Origin of the sequence: Chryseobacterium sp. MYb328 (assembly GCF_037572595.1) — a bacterium.
Taxonomy (GTDB): domain Bacteria; phylum Bacteroidota; class Bacteroidia; order Flavobacteriales; family Weeksellaceae; genus Chryseobacterium; species Chryseobacterium pennae.
The window spans coordinates 26,187-46,910 of record NZ_JBBGZQ010000013.1 but is presented as its reverse complement, the minus strand read 5'-3'; the positions used below and the strand labels follow the sequence as shown (position 1 = coordinate 46,910).

The window sequence follows — 20,724 nt, the reverse complement described above, 5'->3', positions numbered from 1 at the left end:
CTTAAGAGACAAAACATTTATCGGTTTTGTAATACACTCCTTTTGTCTGAGATTCAAAAGCTCTAGTTTTTCTATTCAGTTTAATAAAAAATGATTCCCTACTAACCGGGCAGTTTTCAAACTTTGCAAGATAAAGATAAAAATAATCTTCGTCCTGCTTGAAAGACCCTCCTACCGGATCTTTCTGATCAAACCAAAAGCCATAGGTCTTTGCGATAAGCAAAGCTTCCTGTATATTATCTACATAACCAATAAAGCTTCTTAATTCTTCTTCACTGTCAATATATCGGAACTTTTTATTATCAAGTATCCTGATATAGGTAAAGCACCAGTCAGGCATGCATTCAACAAAAAATCCTTGATCTGGAGAATGGGTTCTAATATTCTTTTCATCCAGCCAACTTTTATTCTCATACAGTAGCTCTTCACGCAGCGAATCATATTTTCGCATAACTTTCCAATTCTCGTATTTTTTATCCGGAATGATAGATTTATACAAATCATCTTTAAAATGCAATGAATCGGGAATTTTATGATACTCATCAGAAATAACTGCCTGAGAATATATAAATTCTGACGCAAGAAAGAAAAGGAATAGTACTATTTTCATTACAAATCTTAGCAAAGAGAGTTAAAGTTAATTATTTTTATCAATAATGAAAAACATAGTGTTAATAAACTATTTAAAGCTAAAGTTTAAATTACTTGGTAAAACATAATACTATCTTTTACATTGGTATGATTTTTAATACTACCTTTGTATAAATTTTCTATGATGAAAACAAACCAACAAACTATAAATCAAACGAATCATAAAATAAATTGGTTCCAAAAGTTCCTGATGGTATGCTCCGGTGGGAACATCCATATTTTAAGAAAAACTCCAAGTGAATGGAATAAATTTTCCGGAATTGGAGGAATTGTACTTTTTACGGCAGTGTTCGCCACCCTATCTGCAGGTTATGCTATGTATACCGTATTTGACAATATCTGGGCAGCAGTGGGGTTTGGAATTCTATGGGGATTAATGATCTTTAACCTCGATCGCTATATTGTATCTTCCATTAAGAAAACCGGTACATGGTGGAATCAGATCCTGATGTCTATTCCCCGTTTGATTCTTGCCACATTTTTAGGGATTATTATTTCAAAACCTTTAGAACTGAAAATCTTTGAAAAGGAGGTGAATAAACAATTAAATACCATTATTCAAAGGAATAAAAAACAGCTTCAGGGTGAAATGACAGGAAGAATTCTTCAGCAAAGCGGGCCTTTTGAAACGGAAAAGAAACAGATCGCAGAAAAAACAGCCCTCTATCAGCAATCCTATGATTCTGCCTCTGTAGAACTTGAAAAGGAAATTTTGGGAAAAGAATCCGGACTAACCAGTGGAAAAGAAGGATTCGGGTCTAATGCCAAACGTAAACAGCAACTGAAGGAGCAACGCAGGCAGGATCTTGAAAACTATCAGAAACAGGTAGCTCCAAGATTAGAATATCTTGATAAAGAGATTTCAAAAGTATATACGAATCTTGAAACTGAAAGAAAGTCTACCGAAACTTTTGAAGATAAATTCAATGGATTTGCAGCACGACTTCAGGCTTTGGATGAGTTGGGTAAAAATTCTGCCATTATAGGATTGGCTGCTACCTTTATTATGGGATTATTCATCTGTCTTGAAATTTCTCCGGTGCTGGTAAAACTGATCTCTCACGTAGGTCCTTATGACTATCTTTTAGAAAAAACCGAAAACGATTTCAGGCTTTATTCTAAGGAAAAAATTGAAAAAGGAAATGCGCTAACCGATTTCAGAGTTGATGATTTCAAGGATAATCTAAAAAAATAATGTATTTTTCATCCATGATTATTGATAAAGAAGAAATCCGGAAGAAAAAGAAAAAGCTGGACGACTGTAAAGCTTACCTTAAAAAAGAATTCATCGGTATAGATAAGATCATCGATGATATCATGGAATATATCCAGATCTGGTATCTGATGCCTGAGATCCTGACCCGCCCCGTAGTAATTAACCTATGGGGAATGACCGGCGTAGGAAAAACAGATCTGGTGAGAAAAATGGTCCGTTTTCTTGATTTTCAAAACCGTTTTGTAGAAATTGAACTAAGTAATACAGATGAAACATCATGGAGCAAAAGTGTGTCTGATATATTACAAAGTAATGGATTAAGCGATGAAAAACCCAGTATTGCTCTCTTCGATGAAATCCAGCGTTTTAATACGCTTGATCCGGATGGAATGCCGGTTCCACAGACCAAATTCACAGATTTCTGGGAACTTTTAAGTGACGGACGTCTCAGCAAAAGAGAACGGGAAGATCTTGAACATTATTTATTCTCTTATCTATTCCGTAAAAAAGAAAATGACAGAAGAAAACTGAACGGAGAAACGGAACTGGATGAAAACCCTTATCTGAACCTCTGGGATGCCAAAGAATTAAAAAAATACCTCAGCATGGATGATGATGTAATGAGCATTATTGAAATGAAAGAGGAAGATATGATTAAGCTGATCCGCAAGAAGCAGAAAGAAAAGAAAATCTATGAGCCGGTAGATTACAGCAAAATGCTGATCATCATCAGCGGGAACCTGGATGAAGCTTTTCAGATGTCAAAAGAAACCAGTGAAGCAGATGTGGATGCCAATATTTACCACGCGTTTACTAAAAAAATAACTGTAGTTGATATAAAAAATGCATTAGCCAGAAAATTCCGCCCTGAGCAGGTTGCCAGATTCGGAAATATTCATCTGATCTATTTTTCGTTAAAAACCGAAGATTTTCATAAGCTTATCCAACGGGAGATCAATAATCTGAAGCATAAAACAAAAAACAAATTTGGTATTTCTTTAAAAACAAGCAAGGCAATCAATGAGCTGATCTACAGAAACGGTGTATTTCCGGTTCAGGGAGTTCGTCCTGTATTCAGCAGTGTAGTGGATATTTTAGATACTAACCTGAGCAAGTTTCTTTTTGAAGCCATTATTCATGAAGATAACAGCATTGAAATCGATTATCTTCAGGATAAAAAGATCATTATCGGAAAGGTTGGCAGCAGAACTATTGAAATTCCCTATCTGGGAAGAATCGACAGCATACGACAAGCTAACCAACAAGATGCTGTAGCCAACATCAGTGTCCATGAATGCGGACATGCCATTTCTTATATGCTCTATACAGGTTTCGCTCCATTACAGCTTAAAAGCAAGGTGGCAAGCAGCTATGCAGCCGGTTTTACTTTCCCACATCAGATTCATGATACCAAAGGAAGCCTTCTGGACAGGATCAAAATCTATCTGGCAGGTGGTATCGCTGAAGAAATTATTTTTGGTGATCAGCATGCAAGTATCGGAAGAAGTCATGATCGGGAACAGGCTACAGGTTTAGCCATTGATTTCATCAGGAAATACGGTTTTGAAGAAGATTATCAGGCCACTTATAATCTGGAGGACTATGCTCACCGAATGCAGCAGCATATTACAGATGAAAGAGTTGAAAAACTGATGCAGGATCTTGTACAAAAAACACGGGAAGATCTGATCCTTCATCTTGATCTGCTTAAAAATATGAGCAAAATACTTAGCGAGAAAGGAAGCATGTCTCCAAAAGAAATTTATGATATAGCTATTAAACATCAATTAGTAGTAAGCATTAAAGAAGAGGGATATTTGCATATAATAAATTATCATGATTTATTAAATTCCTAGAGAAAATATCTATAGAAATCACCAAAACCATTAATAAAATCAAACCTTTTAGTTGAATCTGAAAGGTTTTTTCTTTTTAACTTTATACTAGTAAAAATCAATTATCATGAAAAATTTACTTTTCGTATGCACACTGCTCATCTGCAGTGCATTTTCCCCTGCATTAAAAGCTCAAGGGTCAGATCCTTTCTTAGGACAAATTGCATTCGTACCCTATAATTTTGCCCCGAATGGCTGGGCCGAATGTAACGGACAAATTTTACCAATTGCTCAAAATCAAGCTCTTTTTTCACTGTTGGGAACAACTTATGGTGGAAATGGGACCACCAATTTCGCATTACCGGATATGAGAGGCCGGGTACTTATTCATAACGGGACAAGCCCTTCAAGTGGAACCACTTACACTTTAGGAGAAGTTGGCGGTGCTGAAGGAGTAACATTAACAGTTACCCAAATGCCAGCCCACAGCCATTCAGTAAGTGCTGTAACAGCAGAAGGAAATCAGAATGTACCCACCGGAAGCCTTCCGGCTAATACAAAAGTTCTGGATAAAGAATATTCAGACGCAGCAGCAGATACTACCATGAAAAGTAGTATGATAGGCAATACCGGAGGAAACCAACCTCACGAAAACAGACAACCATTTATTACATTAAAATGTATTATTGCGCTAAATGGTATTTTCCCTTCCCATAATTAATTGTTATGAAATACCTTTACTTACTATGTCTGGTACTTGCAGGCTCAGCTTCAGCCCAGACGATTACCTTTAATGGATGTCATAACCTGTTTGAAAATCAGAATTTTACTTTTAATAAAACAGGAGTGGATACTTTCAATAAAAACATCTACATGACAACTCCTATTAATGATCAACAACCCTGTGGAGGGTTGGGAAACTGTGAATTTAAAATTCAATGGAACAATGCGCTTACCAGATGGGAATTCCTTGGTGACGAAGGAAACGGCACTTTCACCACTCCTTATTTAATTTATTACAATTCAACAGGAAATAATTCCCTTTCGATACCTCCGGGTAATGCAATAGGAACATGGATTGAAAATACAACTGTAACCAATGGAGACTGTAACGGAAATCTTACAGCTGCCAATTCTACCATGATGGGCGATGTACAGGGCGTGACATTAGGAATACAGGAAATTTCCAAAAGTAAAATTCAGATCTTCCCCAATCCTGTTTCTGATTTCATTCAGGTTTCAGGAATTAATGATGCACAGGTTATGCAGATCTACAATATTGATGGACGACTTATTAAGTCTGAAGTCTTCGATTCAAAGGTTGATGTGTCAAAACTTACTCCGGGAATGTATATCTTAAAAATTATAATGAGGAATCTACAGTCTCATGAATTTAAATTCGTGAAAAAATAAAATAATTTTCTTCATAAAACTAATGAAGGCTTTTGGAGACTCCGAAAGTCTTTGTTTTATTTTAGGGAATATTTTTTGCTGGAAACTGAATATGCCATCCAGTGTTGTCAATAATTTCATTTATTTTCCGGAAACTGAAATATTAAGAATTATATATCAGTCTGGAGCCGTATATGATTATTTTAAAGTCCCGCTTCATATTATTGAGAACTTTGGTAAGGCTTCATCCAGAGGTAAATATTTAAACAAGGTTATCAAACCCAGATTTGCATATAAAAAAGTGAAATAAAAAAAGACTGTCTTTATGATGAGACAGTCTTTTCTATATTATTAAAATTCTTTATAAAGAATAGTTAGGAGCTTCCTGCGTGATGATCACATCATGTGGGTGTGATTCTTTCAATCCACTTCCTGTAATCATTACCAGTTTGGAATCTTTTTGTAAAACTTCAATATCTTTAGCCCCACAATATCCCATACCAGCTCTTAAACCTCCGGTTAACTGGAAGATCACATCTTCTAATTTTCCTTTGTGTGGTACTCTTCCTTCAATTCCTTCCGGAACGAATTTTTTAGCTTCACTCTGGAAATATCTTTCTTTTCCTCCTCTCTTCATGGCAGAAAGGCTTCCCATTCCCTGGTAAGACTTGAATTTTCTTCCCTGGAAGATAATTTCTTCTCCTGGCGCTTCGTCTGTACCTGCTAAAAGAGAACCCAGCATTACTGCTCCTGCTCCACTTGCAATAGCTTTTACAATATCTCCGGAAAGCTTGATCCCACCATCTGCAATTACAGTTACGTTCTGAGATTTAGCATATTCGTATACATTATAGATTGCAGATAGCTGAGGTACCCCAACTCCGGCAACTACTCTTGTTGTACAGATAGAACCTGGTCCAACACCTACTTTAAGGACATTAGCCCCTGCTTTGATAAGATCTGCAGCCGCTTCAGCAGTTACAATATTTCCACCTACGATATCTAAGTTCGGATAAGCTTTTCTGATTTCAGAAATTTTATCTAAAACTCCCTTAGAATGTCCGTGTGCAGAGTCAATAGCAATAATATCCACTCCAGCCTGTACCAAAGCTTCAATTCTGTCTAAAGTATCTTCTCCCACTCCCACTCCGGCTCCTACGATAAGGCGTCCGTTCTGGTCTTTATTGGCATTTGGATATTCTAGTTGATTATCGATATCTTTAATGGTAATTAAACCTACAAGCTTGTTATCCTTATCTACAATAGGTAATTTCTCAACTCTGCTTCTAAGAAGGATTTCTTTTGCTTTTTCAAGATTGGTATCTTTGTCTGAAGTGATCAGGTTTTCTTTTGTCATGATCTCCTCTACTTTCACATCAAGATTTTCCTGATACTTTACATCTCTGTTGGTAATAATTCCGATAAGAACATTATTAGTATCCACTACAGGAAGTCCTGAGATTTTGAACTTAGCCATCATCTCTTTAGCCTGTCCTAAAGTGTAGTCTTTTGATAGGGTAACCGGATCTGAAATCATTCCGTTTTCGGAACGTTTCACACGGTTTACCTGTGCTGCCTGCTCAGCAATCGTCATGTTTTTGTGGATAAAGCCTAAACCTCCAACTCTTGCCAGTGCAATTGCTAAATCACCTTCAGTAACAGTGTCCATTGCAGCGGAAACTATCGGAACATTCAGCGTGATTTTGTCGGTAAGTCTTGATTTTAATGAAACCTGATTAGGTAAAACTTCTGAATAAGAAGGGACTAGAAGAACGTCATCGAAAGTGATGGCTGTCTCTACAATTTTGTTATGAATAGACATCTTTACTTTCTGTGCAAAATTAGGTTATTTTAACGACATATGAAAATCATTTTTAATAGTTTAAATAAAAATTAATAATCAATAACTTAAATCGAAAAACCGCTCTTTTTAAGAACGGTTTTCCTTTACAAAATAAATTGAGTATGTCTGAAACTACTTGCAACAATTAATTTTCTCTCATGATTAATCTGCTGTTTTAAACAAAATTCTTTATAAGATTATTTGTCTGCAACGGCATTGATCATTTTTGAAATATCATCCGGGGTAAAACTTCCTTTTACATCCACAAAAACCAATTCTTTATGTGAATTTACAGTAATAAGCATATTTTTAATGGCCTCTCCTTCCTGTTTCACGCGTAGATTTACATTTTCTCCATTATGTTTTATAGTCGCCCACTCTTCAAAATGATTATTATTTAGGAATTTAGCATAATCGTTCAGCATTTCTTTACTGCCGTTTTCTACTGTAAGAATCTTTATTTTAGAGATCTTTTTGATAAGGCTGATGAGTTCTTCACTTTCCCCATCTTCTCTCAGAGCTTTCTTGATATAGGGTTTGGCCAGCATTAGTGGCACATTAAAACTTGTAAACCTGGCACCTTTAAAATCATATCCGGAATCTGAGAAGAAATCCATCTTTGGTTTACTGGAAACAATACAGGATTGAAGTGTACCTATTACCAAAAGCGAAAATAAAATAGTTTTAAGAGTTTTCATGGTGATGATTTTAGTCTATTGCTTTTAATAATCCTCCTGATGTTTTACTGATGTTGGCATCTATTTCAGGTCTTCCTTTATATCTTACCGATCCTCCTGAAGAGGCCCTTACTTTCAGTTTTCCTGATACATTTACACTAAGGTTACCTCCGGAAGTAGCTTCTGTTTCAAGATAAGTAAATTCCAGATCATCTGCTTTACACAGTGCTCCACTACTGATATCAATAGTTCCGGAGTCTGCTTTTCCGCGCAGGCTGACATTGGAACCGCTTGAAATTTTGACACCGATATTCCCCGATGTAATTCCTGCTCTGATATTTGATCCGGAAGAAGCTGAAATGTTTGTAGTATTTGAAATCTTGAAATCTCCTGTTAGGTTGGAACCGGATGAAGCGTCAATTTTCATATTTTTCTCCTGAATAGACTGTACTACTGTAAAGTTAGATCCTGATGATACATCAATATTTTCCATTCTTGGGGAAGATACATTGATACTCAAATTTTTAAATCTCAGATTTCTCACCCCTTTATTATCGATATAAACTTTCAAAACCCCATTCTCCACTTTTGTAATAATATATTGCAGCTTATCTGCATCTGCAATCACTTTTACACTGGTTTGTTTTTCCTGTTTAAAGATTACGTTTACTCCTGTACTCACCTGGATTCCTGAAAAATCGCCTACATTCCTTGCTTCTCCGTTCAGGTAAGATGAATTATTCTCTGAAGTCAGGCTATTTCTTGTGCTGGTTACCGGATTCTTTTTCGTTTCGCTGGAGTTGATGATCTTGCTTACATCATCCATGGAAAGTTTTCCGTCAAGCATTACAAAAATGTTTTCACCGTTCCCCCCGTCAATACTCAGCAACAGGTCTTCTAAAATACCGTTCTTAGCTTCTGCGGAAAGAAATTTCACTTTAGCCCCTGCGTTATTCACCGACATGATTTCGCTATAGTTCAGATTTTTCAAATAAGATGAAATATCTTTACCCAGCTGAGACATATTAGTCTGAACCTTGCGGCCATCAACAGTATTTCCTTTTTCCTGATTTTCAGTAATAAGAATTTTTAATCCGTTGATTTTTGATAATAACGGTTTAATCTGATCCAGTTGGGAATCATCTATATTGAGACTGCTCAGCATACCAAACATTGGTTTTGCAATCTTAATAGAGGTTACTCCTTCCACTTCCTGATATTTGTCAAAGAGCTGGTCAAATTTATCTTTTTGTCCATATACATTAAAGAAATGGGAAAAAGCGAGAGCGAATATTATGAATAGTTTTTTCATGAGTCAATTTTTATTTTCTTAAGGTTAATGATGGCAATTCTTTTTCCGATTAATAATCATCGTCTACCACCGTAGGCTGTGCCAGTTTTTCACTAACGTTATTTGCAAATATCTGGAATGAATACTTTGTTACATTGATTGCTTCTTCTACATTGTCTATTCTTTTACCATTTACAATGACATAAGAATTTTCATATCCTGTAGAATCTTTAGACTTATTATTTTGTAAAGAGGAGTTGTCTGCATACCTTGGTTTTCTTTCTTTTTTAAGTCTTCCTCTTTTCGGCAATATCTCATCCATTACATCTTTTTCAGCCACATGATTATCCTGAAAGATAGAATCTTTTTTTGTTCCTGAAATAGAATCGGTATGATTTACTGCCACCTGCTCCTGGTGATTATTATTTTCTTCAATGAAGCCGGATTTTTGCCTTAACACTTCATTTTTCACCAGACTTTCCTTATCATGAACTTCTGTTCCGGAATTGTTTTTAAGGAAAAGTCCGACACCAAAGACCAGCATTATACTGGCGGCCATCCAGAACCATTTGGGAAAGGAGGGCTTTCTCTTTTCTTCCAACGGAATAACAGGAGTTGCATTCTCTTCAGGCTTCGTATTTTCTGCCTGTTGAAGAAAATCATCAAAGCTCCATTCCATTTTTTCTTCCTTTATATCCTGGAAGATTTCATCGTATTTATCTTGTAATTGATCTTTTTTCATAGCTCATCAGTTGTGAGATTTGTTCTTTTACTTTTTGTCTTGCCCGCATAAGGTTTACCCTTACTGCATTTTCCTCCATTTCCAGCATTTCGGAAATTTCAGAAACATCGTACTCTTCTACATCTTTCAAGTGGATCACCAGTTTCTGTTTTTCGGGAAGCTGATTGATAAATCCTATAATATATTCTTTAAGATTATCAACTTCCATACTGTAAAGTTCCGACCGGTGAAGCTGCATATCCGCAAAGCCTATCTTCACATCGTGATGCTTCAGACGGTTCAGGCATTCGTTCCGGACAGACTTCAGCGCATAGGATTTTAAATTTCCAAACTGCTCCAGTTCATCCCGTTTCTGCCAGAATTTCATCATAATATCCTGCACTACATCTTCTGCCTCATCACTACTCATGACGAATCGCTTCGCAAAACGATACATCTCGTCTTTGAGAATAAACACCGTATTCTTGAAAGTTTCTTGGGTCATGAGTTTTGTTTCTTATAGGTAAGACAATTGGTCTTTACAATCTATTACATCAAAAATAAAAAAACTTTGAAAAATTTGAACTTTTTATTTTTAACCAAATTGCATTACAGGATAAATTCCCTTTAAATATTGAGCCCAACAATATTTTTATTTTTTATATTCCAGTCAAACTCATTTGTCGGGGAAATAATAAAACCCTTATATTTAATCTATGAAAAATACTATGAGATAAATACCCTGCAGCCAGGCTTATTCTCAATATGAACAATGAAAAACCAAATTAAAATCAGTATCCCCTGTCTTGAAGACTGGGAAAATATGTCAAATTCCACTAAGGGAAAATTTTGCGAGAAGTGTTCTAAATGCATCGTGGATTTCACTGATAAAACAGATGAACAAATCCAGGATATTTTTAAAACAGCCAATGGAAAAGAAATTTGCGGAAGAATTTCAACAAGATCACTCGCTTTAGCAGCTACAGGAATTATCTTAATTACAAACCTCACTTTTGTTCAGGCCCAAACAAAGCCAAGTTTTGTAACGGCTACCGAACAAAAAACAGCTGGCAACACAAAAATATCAGGAAAACTCATTTCTAAAATAACAAAAGAAAATGTCTCTAATGCTGAAGTCTTCTTTATCTCTAAATCAAAATACATTAAAGCAATAACTGATGAAGATGGAACTTTTGCTCTGGAAATACCTAACGAATTGATTGAGAAGAAAAATGTTTTATACTTTGATTTTGATAAAATTAATGCAGCTTCAAGAAATGAAAATATGATCAGTTCAAATGATTTTAAAAATGAAGCTATTATTTTTGAGAAAAACGAAAGATTAGAGAATAAAGAATTCAGCATTGATTCCAGGACATATACTGTAGGCGGAGTTTATATTTCTCAGGAAACCCCTCCGGACTACTATTATTTCAATGGAAAAAGCATTAGTGAAAGAAAATTTGAGAAATTACAAAAAGAAAACCCAGCGTATCAATTCTTTTTTTTCAAAGACAAAGAAGCAGAGATTATTTCCGGAAAAAGTTATTTAGATAGTCTAAGATTATTATATTCAAACTAAAAAACAAACCCTCAGAAATACTGAGGGTTCTCTATTTTATTTTAGTTTTTTAATAGGTATCAAAAACATGCTTCAGAATTGCCTTATCTTCTTCCGTTAAAGCTAATTTTCTTCTCGCCATCGCCCTTTCTGCCACTTCATACACTTTATCCAATCTGAATTTCTCATCATCTTTTAAACCTCCCCATGAGAAATTTTCCACAAGGTTCGGTGGAAAACCCGGTTTGAAAATATTGGACGCCACTCCTACAACGGTTCCTGTATTTAACTGAGTATTGATAGCAGTTTTAGAATGGTCACCCATAATCATCCCGGCAAATTGTAAACCTGTATCTTCAAAAGCTTTGGTTCTGTAACTCCAGAATTTTACATGTCCGTAGTTATTTTTCATATTGGATGAATTGGTATCGGCTCCAAAGTTGCACCATTCGCCAATCACAGAATTTCCGACAAAGCCTTCATGGCCTTTGCTGGAATATCCGAAAATAATAATATTATTGACTTCTCCTCCCACTTTACAGTGTGGCCCTACCGTGGTAGCACCATAGATTTTAGCCCCTAGATTAAATTTAGAATCGTCACAAAGTGCAATAGGTCCGCGAAGATGACACCCTTCCATTACTTCTGTATTTTTCCCGATATAGATTTTTCCTGTTTTCGTATTGATCGTTGAAAATTCAACAGAAGCACCCTCTTCGATGAAAAGGTCTTTTTTGTCACCTAAAAACCCATTGGTAGAAGACAGTTCCTGTGAAGTTCTTCCGTGGGTAAGCAGAGCAAAGTCAAAATCAATCGCATGATGATTGTAAGTAAACAGATCGGCTGGCTTTTTGAAAAAGATCAGTTCTTCCTTAATATCCGTCATTTTTTCGATCTGATGAAGGGAAAACCCTTTCATATTAATCTTCGCTGCTACCAATTCATCTTCATATACCAATGCCTCTCCCTGCTTAAGGTCTTTGATCTGCTGAATAACAGATTCTGTGGGAATAAAGTTCGGAACGATAAAAAGGCTCTCTTTTTCTTCCGGAACTTTAAATTTATCCTGAAGGTACATTTCTGTAAAAAAAGAAACTTCTGTATTCTCCAGAATTCTCTGCCATCTTTCAGAGAAAGTAAGGATTCCGCATCGCATCGCTGCAACCGGTCTTGTAAAGGTAAGCGGAAGAAAATCTTCCCAATATTGTGCGTCTGAAAATACTAATTGCATTTTTTAGAAGTTAAAGGTTACAAGACAGAAGGTAAAGACTAAGGCCGAACTTTTACTGTCTAAAAACAAAAATACAAAAAGATGGGAGAAGTTGGGAGAGAAGACAGAAGATAATAAATGGATAGATAATAGACAAAGAGGTGAAGGATGGATGATACCTTTGGCATATCCTATCTTGTTCATAAGTTCTGTCATTTATTTTTTACAACAAAAAAGCCTTCCAAAAAATTGAAAGGCTTTAATATTTTGAGTATACAAAAATTACTTAGCGAATTTTTTGTATTTGTTCATGAACTTATCAACTCTACCAGCTGTGTCAACTAACTTAACTTTACCTGTGTAGAAAGGGTGAGAAGTTGAAGAGATTTCCATTTTGATTAATGGATACTCTTGTCCTTCGAACTCGATAGTATCTTTTGTTTCTGCAGTAGATTTGCAAAGAAACACCTCGTCGTTACTCATATCTTTGAAAACAACAAGTCTATAATTTTCTGGGTGGATTCCGTTTTTCATAATGCTATTTTTAAAAAATTAAAGTTTGCTTTCGAAATAGTAATGGATATTTCTCTGCTAATTTTAGGTTGCAAAAGTACAACTTTTTTTCTAATTTCCAAATAGTGAATTCAATATTTTTTTATTGATAAGAAATTCAAAGTATTTTCGTTAAATTTGGAACTTACTTAAACTTTAATTTCGATGAAATTCAAATTATTACTGGCTTTTTCTTTCTGGATGCTCCTTGTCGCAGTATCGTGTAATAAGGATGACATTACGTTTGATGCGCCTTCACAACAGTTAAGATTTTCAAGAGATACCGTATTCTGTGATACCGTTTATAATCAGGTACGTTCTGAAACCTATGTAGTAAAAGTATATAATAATGAGGATAAAGATATTCTGATCCCAAGGGTGAATCTTGAGAATGGGGTATCATCATTATACAGAATCAATGTGGATGGAAAACCGGGATATGATTTTAAAGATGTTCCTCTGAGAAAAAAAGACAGCCTATATATATATGTAGAGATTGCTCCACAGGCAACAGGCCCGGAAGCCATTGCTGAAGACAAGGTAATTTTCACAGGACCTGCCGGCCAGCAGCATGTAACCCTGTTCTCTGTAGTTCAGGATGCAGAATTCTTTATTAAGACTCCTACGAATCCTAATATAATTACCAGTTCTACGACCTGGACCAATAATAAGGCGAAGATCATCTATGGAGATCTTACCCTGGATAAGAACGTAACGTTGGATATAGATCCTGGCACTAAGGTATATTTCCGCAAAAACAGCGGAATGAAAGTTTCATCAAATGCTGTTTTAAATATTAATGGTACTTTAGACAAACAGGTTATCCTTCGTGGCGAAAGGAATGATCCTTATTATGATACGATATCCAAAAACTGGAATTCTATTAAAATGGAACCTGCATCTATTCTTAATATGAATCATGCCAGATTATTTGGAGGAACAAAAGGTCTGGAGATGAAACAGACCACTGCCAATATTACCAATTCATTTATACATACTTTCTTTGAATATGGAATTTATGCAGTCGATTCTAAAGTTACAGCAAGCAACTTAGTGATGAATAACTGTGGTTCATCATGTATCGGGATTTTCAAAGGCGGAAGCCATAATTATACTCATGTTACCGTTGCCAACTATTCTAAATCGATGGGAACTTTTAACAGAAATGGGATCTTCGTAACGAATGAATGGAAGAATGAAAAAGGACAGTCAGAACAAGGTGCTTTACAGCAATTTAACCTCAGAAACAGCATCGTTTATTCTGACAGGGATAATGCATTACAGTTTGAAGCAACACCTGGACAACAGTTTGACTACCTGATTCAAAACTGTTTATTGAAATATTCCGGTACTTCAGAAGCTGGGTTTACTTTTGATAATAATGTAAATGTAGTACAGACAATCAAAAATGAGGATCCTCAGTTTATGAATTATTTTGCTGCAAAAATGAATCTAAGAGTAAAAACGACATCTCCGGCAAAAGGAAAAGGAAATGTAACTGTAGCAGGCAACGTACCTTTTGATATTGTAAATGAATCAAGAACCACTAATCCTACACTCGGAGCTTATCAATAATGGAAATTACGCAATTACAACAGCAGGTTGACGAATGGATCAAAACCATCGGTGTAAGATATTTTAATGAACTGACCAATATGGCCATGCTTACTGAAGAAGTAGGTGAAGTAGCCAGAATCATTGCCAGAAGATATGGTGAACAGAGTGAAAAGGAAAGTGATAAAAGCAAAGATCTTGGCGAGGAGCTGGCAGATGTACTGTTTGTAACATTATGTCTGGCTAACCAAACCGGTGTTAATCTGCAGGATGCTTTTGACAGAAAAATGAAAATAAAAACCGATCGTGATAAAGATCGTCATCAGAATAATGAGAAATTAAAATAAGACTCCAGATGCTAGATTTCAAATACAATCACACTTGAAATACGGCATTCGGATTCTGAAATCTGAAGAAATAATGAAGAAGTTAGAAAAATCAACATTAGTAGGAAATAAAACAGTACAGATCAGCGGTTCGAAAAGTATTTCGAATCGTTTATTGATTCTGGAAAGTCTGTTTAGTAATATAAAAATCGGGAATTTATCTAATTCTCAGGATACGCAATTGCTGAAAAAGGCATTGTCTGAAGTTACGGATGTAGTAGATATTCACCATGCAGGAACAGCGATGCGTTTCCTTACATCCTACTACTCTATTCAGGAGGGAAAAACTACAATACTTACCGGCTCCGGAAGAATGAAGGAAAGGCCGATCAAAAATCTGGTAAGTGCCCTGAAAGATCTTGGTGCTGAGATCGAATATATGGAAAACGAAGGGTTTCCCCCTTTAAAAATCACAGGAAAAAAGATTACACAGACTTCTGTAAATGTCCCTGCTAATATTTCCAGCCAGTTTATTACTTCTCTGCTTCTTATTGCAGGAAAACTTGAAAACGGACTGGAAATTCGTCTTGTGGGAGAAGTGACTTCAAGATCTTATATTGAAATGACCCTTGATATTCTGACAAGATTCGGAATTAAAAACAGCTTTGAAGGAAATACCATTAAAGTAGAACCTTTCACTCAAAATAATGACGCTTCCACCAAAAGCTACGAAGTGGAAAGTGACTGGAGCTCTGCATCCTACTTCTACTCGATCTGTGCGTTGGGAAGAGAAACCATTCATCTGAAAAGTTTCTACAAAGAATCTACTCAAGGAGATTCAGCTATTGCAAAAATTTATGAGGATTTTTTTGGAATTACAACAACCTATTCTGAAGCTGAACATCAACTTACGCTGGAACCTCAGCCTGATTTTTCTTTCCCTGAAAAAATTATCCTTGACATGAACAACTGTCCGGATATTGCACAAACACTTTGTGTAACGGCCGCTGCATTGAAGATTCCTTTTGAAATTTCAGGATTGGGAACATTAAGAGTCAAAGAAACAGACAGGCTTCAGGCTTTATATAATGAACTGAAGAAGCTGGGTACAGAAACCGAAATTACAGATTTAACCATTGAATCGGTAAGTTTTGGAGAACCTGAAAAATCTATTTCAATCAAAACATACCAAGATCACAGAATGGCCATGAGCTTTGCCCCTTACTGCCTGATCGGGGAACTTACTATTGAAGATGAAAATGTTGTGGAAAAATCTTACCCGATGTTCTGGGAAGACCTTTCAAGCATTATGTCAAATTAATTTGAAAATCTGAAAATGTGGTAGTTTGAGAATGAATCATTGAGTATTCTCAAATTACTGCATCCATTAAAAACCACACCCAATCATGAAAAAATATCTTATCTTATTTGCCTTGACACTTCCGTTATCAATATGGGCACAGTACCTTCTTCCCAATGAAGAAATCATCTATTCTTTTGAAACAAAAAACGGAAAGAAAATGACATTGGTAAAAGATAAAAAAGATGAATACATTCAATATCGTTTCGGAAATAAAAATAAAGTAGAAATGCAGTTTCCTGTGGCAAGAACTAAAGATAGCTGGAAACAGTTTAGCTACAGATCTTATCACAGAGGCGGAGGGAAGCAAAATGCAGGAATGGATCTGAGTTACTTGTCATTCACTAATAATAACTATCAGTATCAGGTATACAATTCTTATTATGCGGAAGACGCATCCCATTCCACAGGAGTTACTGTAACAGATAACAAAGGGAAAGAAACTGATATTCCGGGGATATACAAATCGATAAAGGGCAATCTAAACAGTTTGGACGAATCCACATTGATTGTAAAAGAGAATACAGGATTATAATTCCTGAATATTTTTCCTATGAAAAAGTTATTTTCTTGTATTGCCATTATACTTGCAACTCTATCTTTTGCTCAAAACCTGAAAAATTTTTCTGTTCCAAAAGGTTATAAAAAAGTGAAGGAGATCAAAGGAGATCTGGATAAGGATGGCAAGAATGAAACTGTTCTTGTATTCGATACTGATAAACCAGCATCTGCCGAAGAAAAAGATTATAAAAGAGTTTTCTATATCCTGAAAAATGATCAGGGAAATCTTAAGATCTGGAAAGAAAATTCTACTCTGCTTTATTCAAGTAGGATGGGCTTTTATCCTGATGGTAATATTCTTGACATTCAGATTAAAAACAACTGCCTGATTGTTGAACAGCATTTCTCCAGCAATTCAAGACATACCCTGACTAATAAACATACTTTCAGATTCCAGAACGGAGATTTTTATCTCATAGGTTCCTATGATAATTTTGCAGATAACTGTGAGTTTGATTTTACCAATGAAATCAATTTTTCTACAGGAAAAGTCATTGTGGACAGAGAGTATTCGTCATGTGATGATGAGACCAAAGTACCGGAAAGCTTCAACAAGGAATTTAATTATAAGCTTAAGACCCTTATTAAAATGGATGATTTCAAAATGGGTGAACACAAGTTCAAAATTCCGGGATTGAAGGAAGATTTTGTATTTTAAGATGGAACCAGCATGCTTGAAGATGGAGGTTATCTATCCTGGAAAAACTATAGCAGACTTTTGATCTGCTATTTCAGTATATAAAAAAGAAAATACCTCATCCTCGACTCAAAGTACTTCCCTCTTCCAGCTCCCAGCTTCCTACCTTCCATACAACAATTTAATCATCTTTTAAAGTTAAATTAACTCCTACCTGCTTGACATATTCTTAATTTTAGCTCCAATTAAAATGTAAACTATGTTCAAGCACCACATGAAATATGTAAAAATTTTTACCTTTAGCATTGCCACTGCAACAGTTTTCTTTTCCTGCTCAGAAGGAGTAGTAGAAAGGGATTCCAATGAAACAGGTCTTAATCCTCTCAACAAATCGAGCTATAAAATGGCTCTTGTTCCTGTAGAAATGAACAGCTGGATGGCTGGATTGCAGGATAATATTTCAATTTCAAAAATTTCCATTCCCGGCACCCATGATTCCGGAGCGCGTATAGATGCCCCTGTAGTAACAGGTACAGCGAAGACACAAAACCTCAGTATTGCTGAACAGCTGAATGCAGGAGTTCGATTCCTGGATATCCGTTGCAGACATATTGATAATTCATTTACGATCCATCATGGTGCTATTTACCAGAATTTAAATTTTGATGATGTTCTTAATGCTTGTTATGCTTTCCTGGCAAGCCATCCATCAGAAACCATTATCATGTCTGTAAAAGAAGAACATGATGCCTCCAATACCACAAGAAGTTTTGAGAGCACTTTTGATTCATACATTCAGAAAAATCCTTCAAAATGGGATCTTGGAACAACTATTCCTACTCTTGGAGAAGTAAGAGGAAAGATTAAATTACTCAGACGGTTTTCATCCGGAGCATCTAAAGGAATTAATGCTACTTCATGGGCAGATAATACCACTTTTGAAATCAATAATCCTGGGGCTCAGCTTAAGATTCAGGATTATTATAAGGTGTCCAATAATGATGATAAATGGAACGGAATTTCCAATCTTTTCAATGAAGCCAAAAGCAGCAGCAGCAGTAACAGACTATTCATCAATTTCACCAGTGGTTATAAGCCCGGAATCTTCGGAATCCCAAGTATTCCTACGGTTTCCAATGCGATTAATCCTAAACTTAAAACATTCTTCCAAAGCAATACAAAAGGTTCTTATGGAATCATGCCTGTTGATTTTGTAAACACTGAACTGGCTGAACTGATTGTAAAAACTAATTTTTAGTGTAATTAAATATAAATTGTAATCGTGAAGCTGCCTCTTATTGGAGGCAGCTTTTTTATACTTGCAGCTTGAGAAGATTACAAGGATTTTTATTTTATGAGTATTCAATGAAGCAACATTTACAACAAATAAAAAATGCAGTCTTTAGCTGCTAAAGACTACATTTCTATTAAAAGTATACATTGAATAAGTTCAGTTATTTTTCAATTCCGTATGCGGCCATGATCCTGTTGAAAATTTCTGTATTTTCAAACAGTCCTGTAAACTCTTTAGAATTCGGACCATAGGCAAAAACACTTGAAGGAATAGAGGTATGGTCGTTGGTACTGAAGTTTCCGAATATCCAACCATCTTTCAGGCTTCCGTCCAGAAGGCTTAGGCCACCGGTTTCATGATCTCCTACCACAATGACCAATGTTTCTTTATTTTCATCTGCAAACTTCATAGCTTTTCCTACCACATGGTCAAAATCCAGCAATTCGGTGACAAGTTGTTCTATATTATTGCTGTGTCCACCGCCATCGGTTTGGGAAGCTTCCACCATCATAAAGAATCCTTTTTTATTATTCTTCAGATCATTTAAGGTAAGATCAAAAGCCTCAGCCAGCCAGTTTGCTCTTCCGTTGGTGATTCTTTGTGAAGCCAGAGGATCAATAACCAGGGTTTTATTATTTATTTTTCCGGCCGATTTAAGGTTATGATACAGGTCTACTTTTGCCTCTTTAAGTTTTTGTTCCGTTTCCTGTGTCAATCCGCTCGTAGGGCCTCCAATCAGAAATTTGGTTTTGGAGGTAGCAAAGTCTTTCAGAATAGGTTCTGAACTGTTTCTGTTGTCAGAATGGGCATAGAAATCTGCTGGAGTTGCATCAGTTACATCCCCTGTAGAGATCAATCCGGATACTAGTCCTTTAGAAGCAATAATATCAGGAATCTGAGCCAGCGCTTTTCCCATAGCATCAACCCCAACAAATGTATTTTTAGTCTTTACACCTGTAGCAAATGCTGTAGATCCCGGTGCAGAATCGGTAACGTAGGCATTGGATGAATTGGTTTTAGACAAACCTGTAGCTTTCATATTAAAAACATTCAGTTTCCCTTTATTGGCAGTAAACGCAGCATAATATTGTGGTAAGGAAGTTCCGTCCGGAATCAAAAGGATTACATTTTTTACCTTTTTACTGATTCCGTCTGTTTTATAAGTGGGTGTATAAGTTACATATTCCTTCGTATTTTTATAATAATTCTTCGGAATGCTGTTCATAAATTTTTTAAGATCCGGAATATGATCGGTATTGATATAATCCACTCCCATATCCATCAGATTCACCCAGGCATTAGGGAAATCCGGAGCGCCATAGAACCGCATCGGCTTTTGCTGGGCATGTGCTTTGTCTACAGCTTTTCTGATCTTTTCCGTTTCTTCATCCCTCGGAATTCCTTTTCCATTCCATTTTACAAGCCCGGGTAGATCTGCACTGAACATGCCGATTCTATTTAATTGGTCTCCAGAATATGTTCTATCCAGATCACCATCAAAATAAAGATAATTTGGATAATTTTTAAAATCTACAGGCTTAGGTCTCCCACCAGTAATCACTATTTTCACCCCTTGATTACTGGTAATTTCCGGATATTTTTTCAATATATTAACCAATGCAGCCAGAGTCGTTTTATAATCCTGTTTAATATCGATCAGCAATTGTAATTTTTTATTCGCATCCGGATAAATGGTCCCTTTATTCAGTTTGATCTGTTTTGAAATATTATCCAGATATAAATTTTCCAGCGTTCTGTCTGCAGAAAGTTCTTTTTCTGTATGGGCCACCCAAAGCTTGCCTTTCACCAGAAAAACATCTGCTTCAATAGAACCGAAGTTGGCATAATATGCCTGCCAAAAAGGAATCTCCTGCATATAATCATTGTGAGAATGGGCATTTCCTACATTATAATTCAAATAATTCTGCGCCTGGTTTTCAGAGAAAACTGCCAGGGCCAGCAAACCCAATATTTTTGATAGTTTCATTCGTAAATTTTTATGGTTTTTGTAGGTTAAAATAGAATATCACTCATATCATTAAC

General features: G+C 35.9%; 21 protein-coding genes. 12 read left to right on the top strand and 9 right to left on the bottom strand.

Annotated features, from left to right (window positions below; all coding sequences use genetic code 11):
• Position 1 precedes the first annotated feature (1 nt).
• Positions 2–610, bottom strand: a complete 609-nt coding sequence (locus WH267_RS13910; protein ID WP_340009036.1) for a hypothetical protein — start codon at positions 608–610, stop codon at positions 2–4.
• 165 nt (positions 611–775) lie between these two features.
• Here WH267_RS13910 and WH267_RS13905 point away from each other — a divergent pair, with 165 nt between their 5' ends.
• From WH267_RS13905 to WH267_RS13885, 5 genes are all read left to right on the top strand, one after another.
• The gene (locus WH267_RS13905) at positions 776–1,846 is read left to right on the top strand and encodes a DUF4407 domain-containing protein (protein WP_115970587.1); all 1,071 of its coding nucleotides are present in this window, start codon (positions 776–778) and stop codon (positions 1,844–1,846) included.
• On the top strand, positions 1,846–3,723 hold the full coding sequence (locus WH267_RS13900) for an AAA family ATPase (protein ID WP_340009034.1): 1,878 nt from the start codon (positions 1,846–1,848) through the stop codon (positions 3,721–3,723). The genes WH267_RS13905 and WH267_RS13900 overlap by 1 nt, the downstream gene beginning before the upstream one ends.
• Before the next feature lie 106 nt (positions 3,724–3,829).
• Positions 3,830–4,423, top strand: a complete 594-nt coding sequence (locus WH267_RS13895) for a phage tail protein (RefSeq protein WP_115970555.1) — start codon at positions 3,830–3,832, stop codon at positions 4,421–4,423.
• A gap of 5 nt (positions 4,424–4,428) precedes the next feature.
• Positions 4,429–5,115 carry a T9SS type A sorting domain-containing protein gene (locus tag WH267_RS13890; RefSeq protein ID WP_115970556.1) on the top strand — a complete coding sequence of 229 codons (687 nt, stop codon included), beginning with the start codon at positions 4,429–4,431 and terminating at the stop codon, positions 5,113–5,115.
• A 22-nt stretch (positions 5,116–5,137) separates the two neighbouring features.
• Positions 5,138–5,404, top strand: a complete 267-nt coding sequence (locus WH267_RS13885) for a KTSC domain-containing protein (RefSeq protein ID WP_228438605.1) — start codon at positions 5,138–5,140, stop codon at positions 5,402–5,404.
• 51 nt (positions 5,405–5,455) lie between these two features.
• Here WH267_RS13885 and guaB read toward each other — a convergent pair whose 3' ends face one another.
• The 5 genes from guaB to WH267_RS13860 all read right to left on the bottom strand — a co-directional run bounded on the left by guaB (position 5,456) and on the right by WH267_RS13860 (position 10,131).
• Complete coding sequence (gene guaB / locus WH267_RS13880) at positions 5,456–6,916, bottom strand: IMP dehydrogenase (RefSeq protein WP_123320959.1); 1,461 nt, start codon at positions 6,914–6,916, stop codon at positions 5,456–5,458.
• A 218-nt stretch (positions 6,917–7,134) separates the two neighbouring features.
• Entirely contained in the window at positions 7,135–7,635 is a 501-nt protein-coding gene (locus WH267_RS13875; RefSeq protein ID WP_340009030.1) for a DUF4252 domain-containing protein, read from the bottom strand.
• A 10-nt stretch (positions 7,636–7,645) separates the two neighbouring features.
• On the bottom strand, positions 7,646–8,926 hold the full coding sequence (locus WH267_RS13870; RefSeq protein ID WP_340009028.1) for a DUF4252 domain-containing protein: 1,281 nt from the start codon (positions 8,924–8,926) through the stop codon (positions 7,646–7,648).
• Between the two features lie 49 nt (positions 8,927–8,975).
• Positions 8,976–9,647: a hypothetical protein gene (locus WH267_RS13865; RefSeq protein ID WP_185018909.1), complete on the bottom strand. Its 672-nt coding sequence runs from the start codon at positions 9,645–9,647 to the stop codon at positions 8,976–8,978.
• Complete coding sequence (locus tag WH267_RS13860) at positions 9,622–10,131, bottom strand: RNA polymerase sigma factor (RefSeq protein ID WP_115970560.1); 510 nt, start codon at positions 10,129–10,131, stop codon at positions 9,622–9,624. The genes WH267_RS13865 and WH267_RS13860 overlap by 26 nt, the downstream gene beginning before the upstream one ends.
• A 267-nt stretch (positions 10,132–10,398) precedes the next feature.
• On the opposite strand from WH267_RS13860, the gene WH267_RS13855 reads away from it, so the two are divergent.
• Entirely contained in the window at positions 10,399–11,208 is an 810-nt protein-coding gene (locus WH267_RS13855) for a hypothetical protein (RefSeq protein WP_340009026.1), read from the top strand.
• Positions 11,209–11,257: 49 nt separating this feature from the next.
• Here WH267_RS13855 and WH267_RS13850 read toward each other — a convergent pair whose 3' ends face one another.
• Complete coding sequence (locus WH267_RS13850) at positions 11,258–12,418, bottom strand: putative sugar nucleotidyl transferase (protein ID WP_340009024.1); 1,161 nt, start codon at positions 12,416–12,418, stop codon at positions 11,258–11,260.
• 261 nt (positions 12,419–12,679) lie between these two features.
• Positions 12,680–12,931 (bottom strand): type B 50S ribosomal protein L31, encoded by a 252-nt coding sequence (locus WH267_RS13845; protein ID WP_027375398.1) that lies wholly within the window; start codon positions 12,929–12,931, stop codon positions 12,680–12,682.
• 183 nt (positions 12,932–13,114) lie between these two features.
• Here WH267_RS13845 and WH267_RS13840 point away from each other — a divergent pair, with 183 nt between their 5' ends.
• The 6 genes from WH267_RS13840 to WH267_RS13815 all read left to right on the top strand — a co-directional run bounded on the left by WH267_RS13840 (position 13,115) and on the right by WH267_RS13815 (position 18,645).
• Positions 13,115–14,524, top strand: a complete 1,410-nt coding sequence (locus WH267_RS13840; protein ID WP_340009013.1) for a hypothetical protein — start codon at positions 13,115–13,117, stop codon at positions 14,522–14,524.
• A complete protein-coding gene (locus tag WH267_RS13835; protein WP_065395382.1) occupies positions 14,524–14,850 on the top strand; it encodes a nucleotide pyrophosphohydrolase in 327 nt (108 codons plus the stop codon). Before WH267_RS13840 ends, WH267_RS13835 begins: the two co-directional genes overlap by 1 nt.
• A gap of 73 nt (positions 14,851–14,923) precedes the next feature.
• Positions 14,924–16,150, top strand: coding sequence for a 3-phosphoshikimate 1-carboxyvinyltransferase (locus WH267_RS13830; RefSeq protein WP_340009010.1), 1,227 nt, complete (start codon positions 14,924–14,926; stop codon positions 16,148–16,150).
• An 85-nt stretch (positions 16,151–16,235) separates the two neighbouring features.
• Positions 16,236–16,724 carry a hypothetical protein gene (locus WH267_RS13825; RefSeq protein ID WP_340009009.1) on the top strand — a complete coding sequence of 163 codons (489 nt, stop codon included), beginning with the start codon at positions 16,236–16,238 and terminating at the stop codon, positions 16,722–16,724.
• A gap of 18 nt (positions 16,725–16,742) precedes the next feature.
• On the top strand, positions 16,743–17,408 hold the full coding sequence (locus WH267_RS13820) for a hypothetical protein (RefSeq protein ID WP_340009007.1): 666 nt from the start codon (positions 16,743–16,745) through the stop codon (positions 17,406–17,408).
• Positions 17,409–17,646: 238 nt separating this feature from the next.
• Complete coding sequence (locus WH267_RS13815) at positions 17,647–18,645, top strand: phosphatidylinositol-specific phospholipase C (protein WP_340009005.1); 999 nt, start codon at positions 17,647–17,649, stop codon at positions 18,643–18,645.
• A gap of 196 nt (positions 18,646–18,841) precedes the next feature.
• Here WH267_RS13815 and WH267_RS13810 read toward each other — a convergent pair whose 3' ends face one another.
• On the bottom strand, positions 18,842–20,668 hold the full coding sequence (locus tag WH267_RS13810; protein WP_340009003.1) for an alkaline phosphatase: 1,827 nt from the start codon (positions 20,666–20,668) through the stop codon (positions 18,842–18,844).
• Positions 20,669–20,724 lie beyond the last annotated feature (56 nt).

Coding starts and splice junctions, on each gene's coding strand:
- WH267_RS13910 (WP_340009036.1), bottom strand. CDS start 610: ATGAAAATAGTACTATTCCTTTTCTTTCTTGCGTCAGAATTTATATAT.
- WH267_RS13905 (WP_115970587.1), top strand. CDS start 776: ATGAAAACAAACCAACAAACTATAAATCAAACGAATCATAAAATAAAT.
- WH267_RS13900 (WP_340009034.1), top strand. CDS start 1,846: ATGTATTTTTCATCCATGATTATTGATAAAGAAGAAATCCGGAAGAAA.
- WH267_RS13895 (WP_115970555.1), top strand. CDS start 3,830: ATGAAAAATTTACTTTTCGTATGCACACTGCTCATCTGCAGTGCATTT.
- WH267_RS13890 (WP_115970556.1), top strand. CDS start 4,429: ATGAAATACCTTTACTTACTATGTCTGGTACTTGCAGGCTCAGCTTCA.
- WH267_RS13885 (WP_228438605.1), top strand. CDS start 5,138: ATGAAGGCTTTTGGAGACTCCGAAAGTCTTTGTTTTATTTTAGGGAAT.
- guaB (WP_123320959.1), bottom strand. CDS start 6,916: ATGTCTATTCATAACAAAATTGTAGAGACAGCCATCACTTTCGATGAC.
- WH267_RS13875 (WP_340009030.1), bottom strand. CDS start 7,635: ATGAAAACTCTTAAAACTATTTTATTTTCGCTTTTGGTAATAGGTACA.
- WH267_RS13870 (WP_340009028.1), bottom strand. CDS start 8,926: ATGAAAAAACTATTCATAATATTCGCTCTCGCTTTTTCCCATTTCTTT.
- WH267_RS13865 (WP_185018909.1), bottom strand. CDS start 9,647: ATGAAAAAAGATCAATTACAAGATAAATACGATGAAATCTTCCAGGAT.
- WH267_RS13860 (WP_115970560.1), bottom strand. CDS start 10,131: ATGACCCAAGAAACTTTCAAGAATACGGTGTTTATTCTCAAAGACGAG.
- WH267_RS13855 (WP_340009026.1), top strand. CDS start 10,399: ATGAAAAACCAAATTAAAATCAGTATCCCCTGTCTTGAAGACTGGGAA.
- WH267_RS13850 (WP_340009024.1), bottom strand. CDS start 12,418: ATGCAATTAGTATTTTCAGACGCACAATATTGGGAAGATTTTCTTCCG.
- WH267_RS13845 (WP_027375398.1), bottom strand. CDS start 12,931: ATGAAAAACGGAATCCACCCAGAAAATTATAGACTTGTTGTTTTCAAA.
- WH267_RS13840 (WP_340009013.1), top strand. CDS start 13,115: ATGAAATTCAAATTATTACTGGCTTTTTCTTTCTGGATGCTCCTTGTC.
- WH267_RS13835 (WP_065395382.1), top strand. CDS start 14,524: ATGGAAATTACGCAATTACAACAGCAGGTTGACGAATGGATCAAAACC.
- WH267_RS13830 (WP_340009010.1), top strand. CDS start 14,924: ATGAAGAAGTTAGAAAAATCAACATTAGTAGGAAATAAAACAGTACAG.
- WH267_RS13825 (WP_340009009.1), top strand. CDS start 16,236: ATGAAAAAATATCTTATCTTATTTGCCTTGACACTTCCGTTATCAATA.
- WH267_RS13820 (WP_340009007.1), top strand. CDS start 16,743: ATGAAAAAGTTATTTTCTTGTATTGCCATTATACTTGCAACTCTATCT.
- WH267_RS13815 (WP_340009005.1), top strand. CDS start 17,647: ATGTTCAAGCACCACATGAAATATGTAAAAATTTTTACCTTTAGCATT.
- WH267_RS13810 (WP_340009003.1), bottom strand. CDS start 20,668: ATGAAACTATCAAAAATATTGGGTTTGCTGGCCCTGGCAGTTTTCTCT.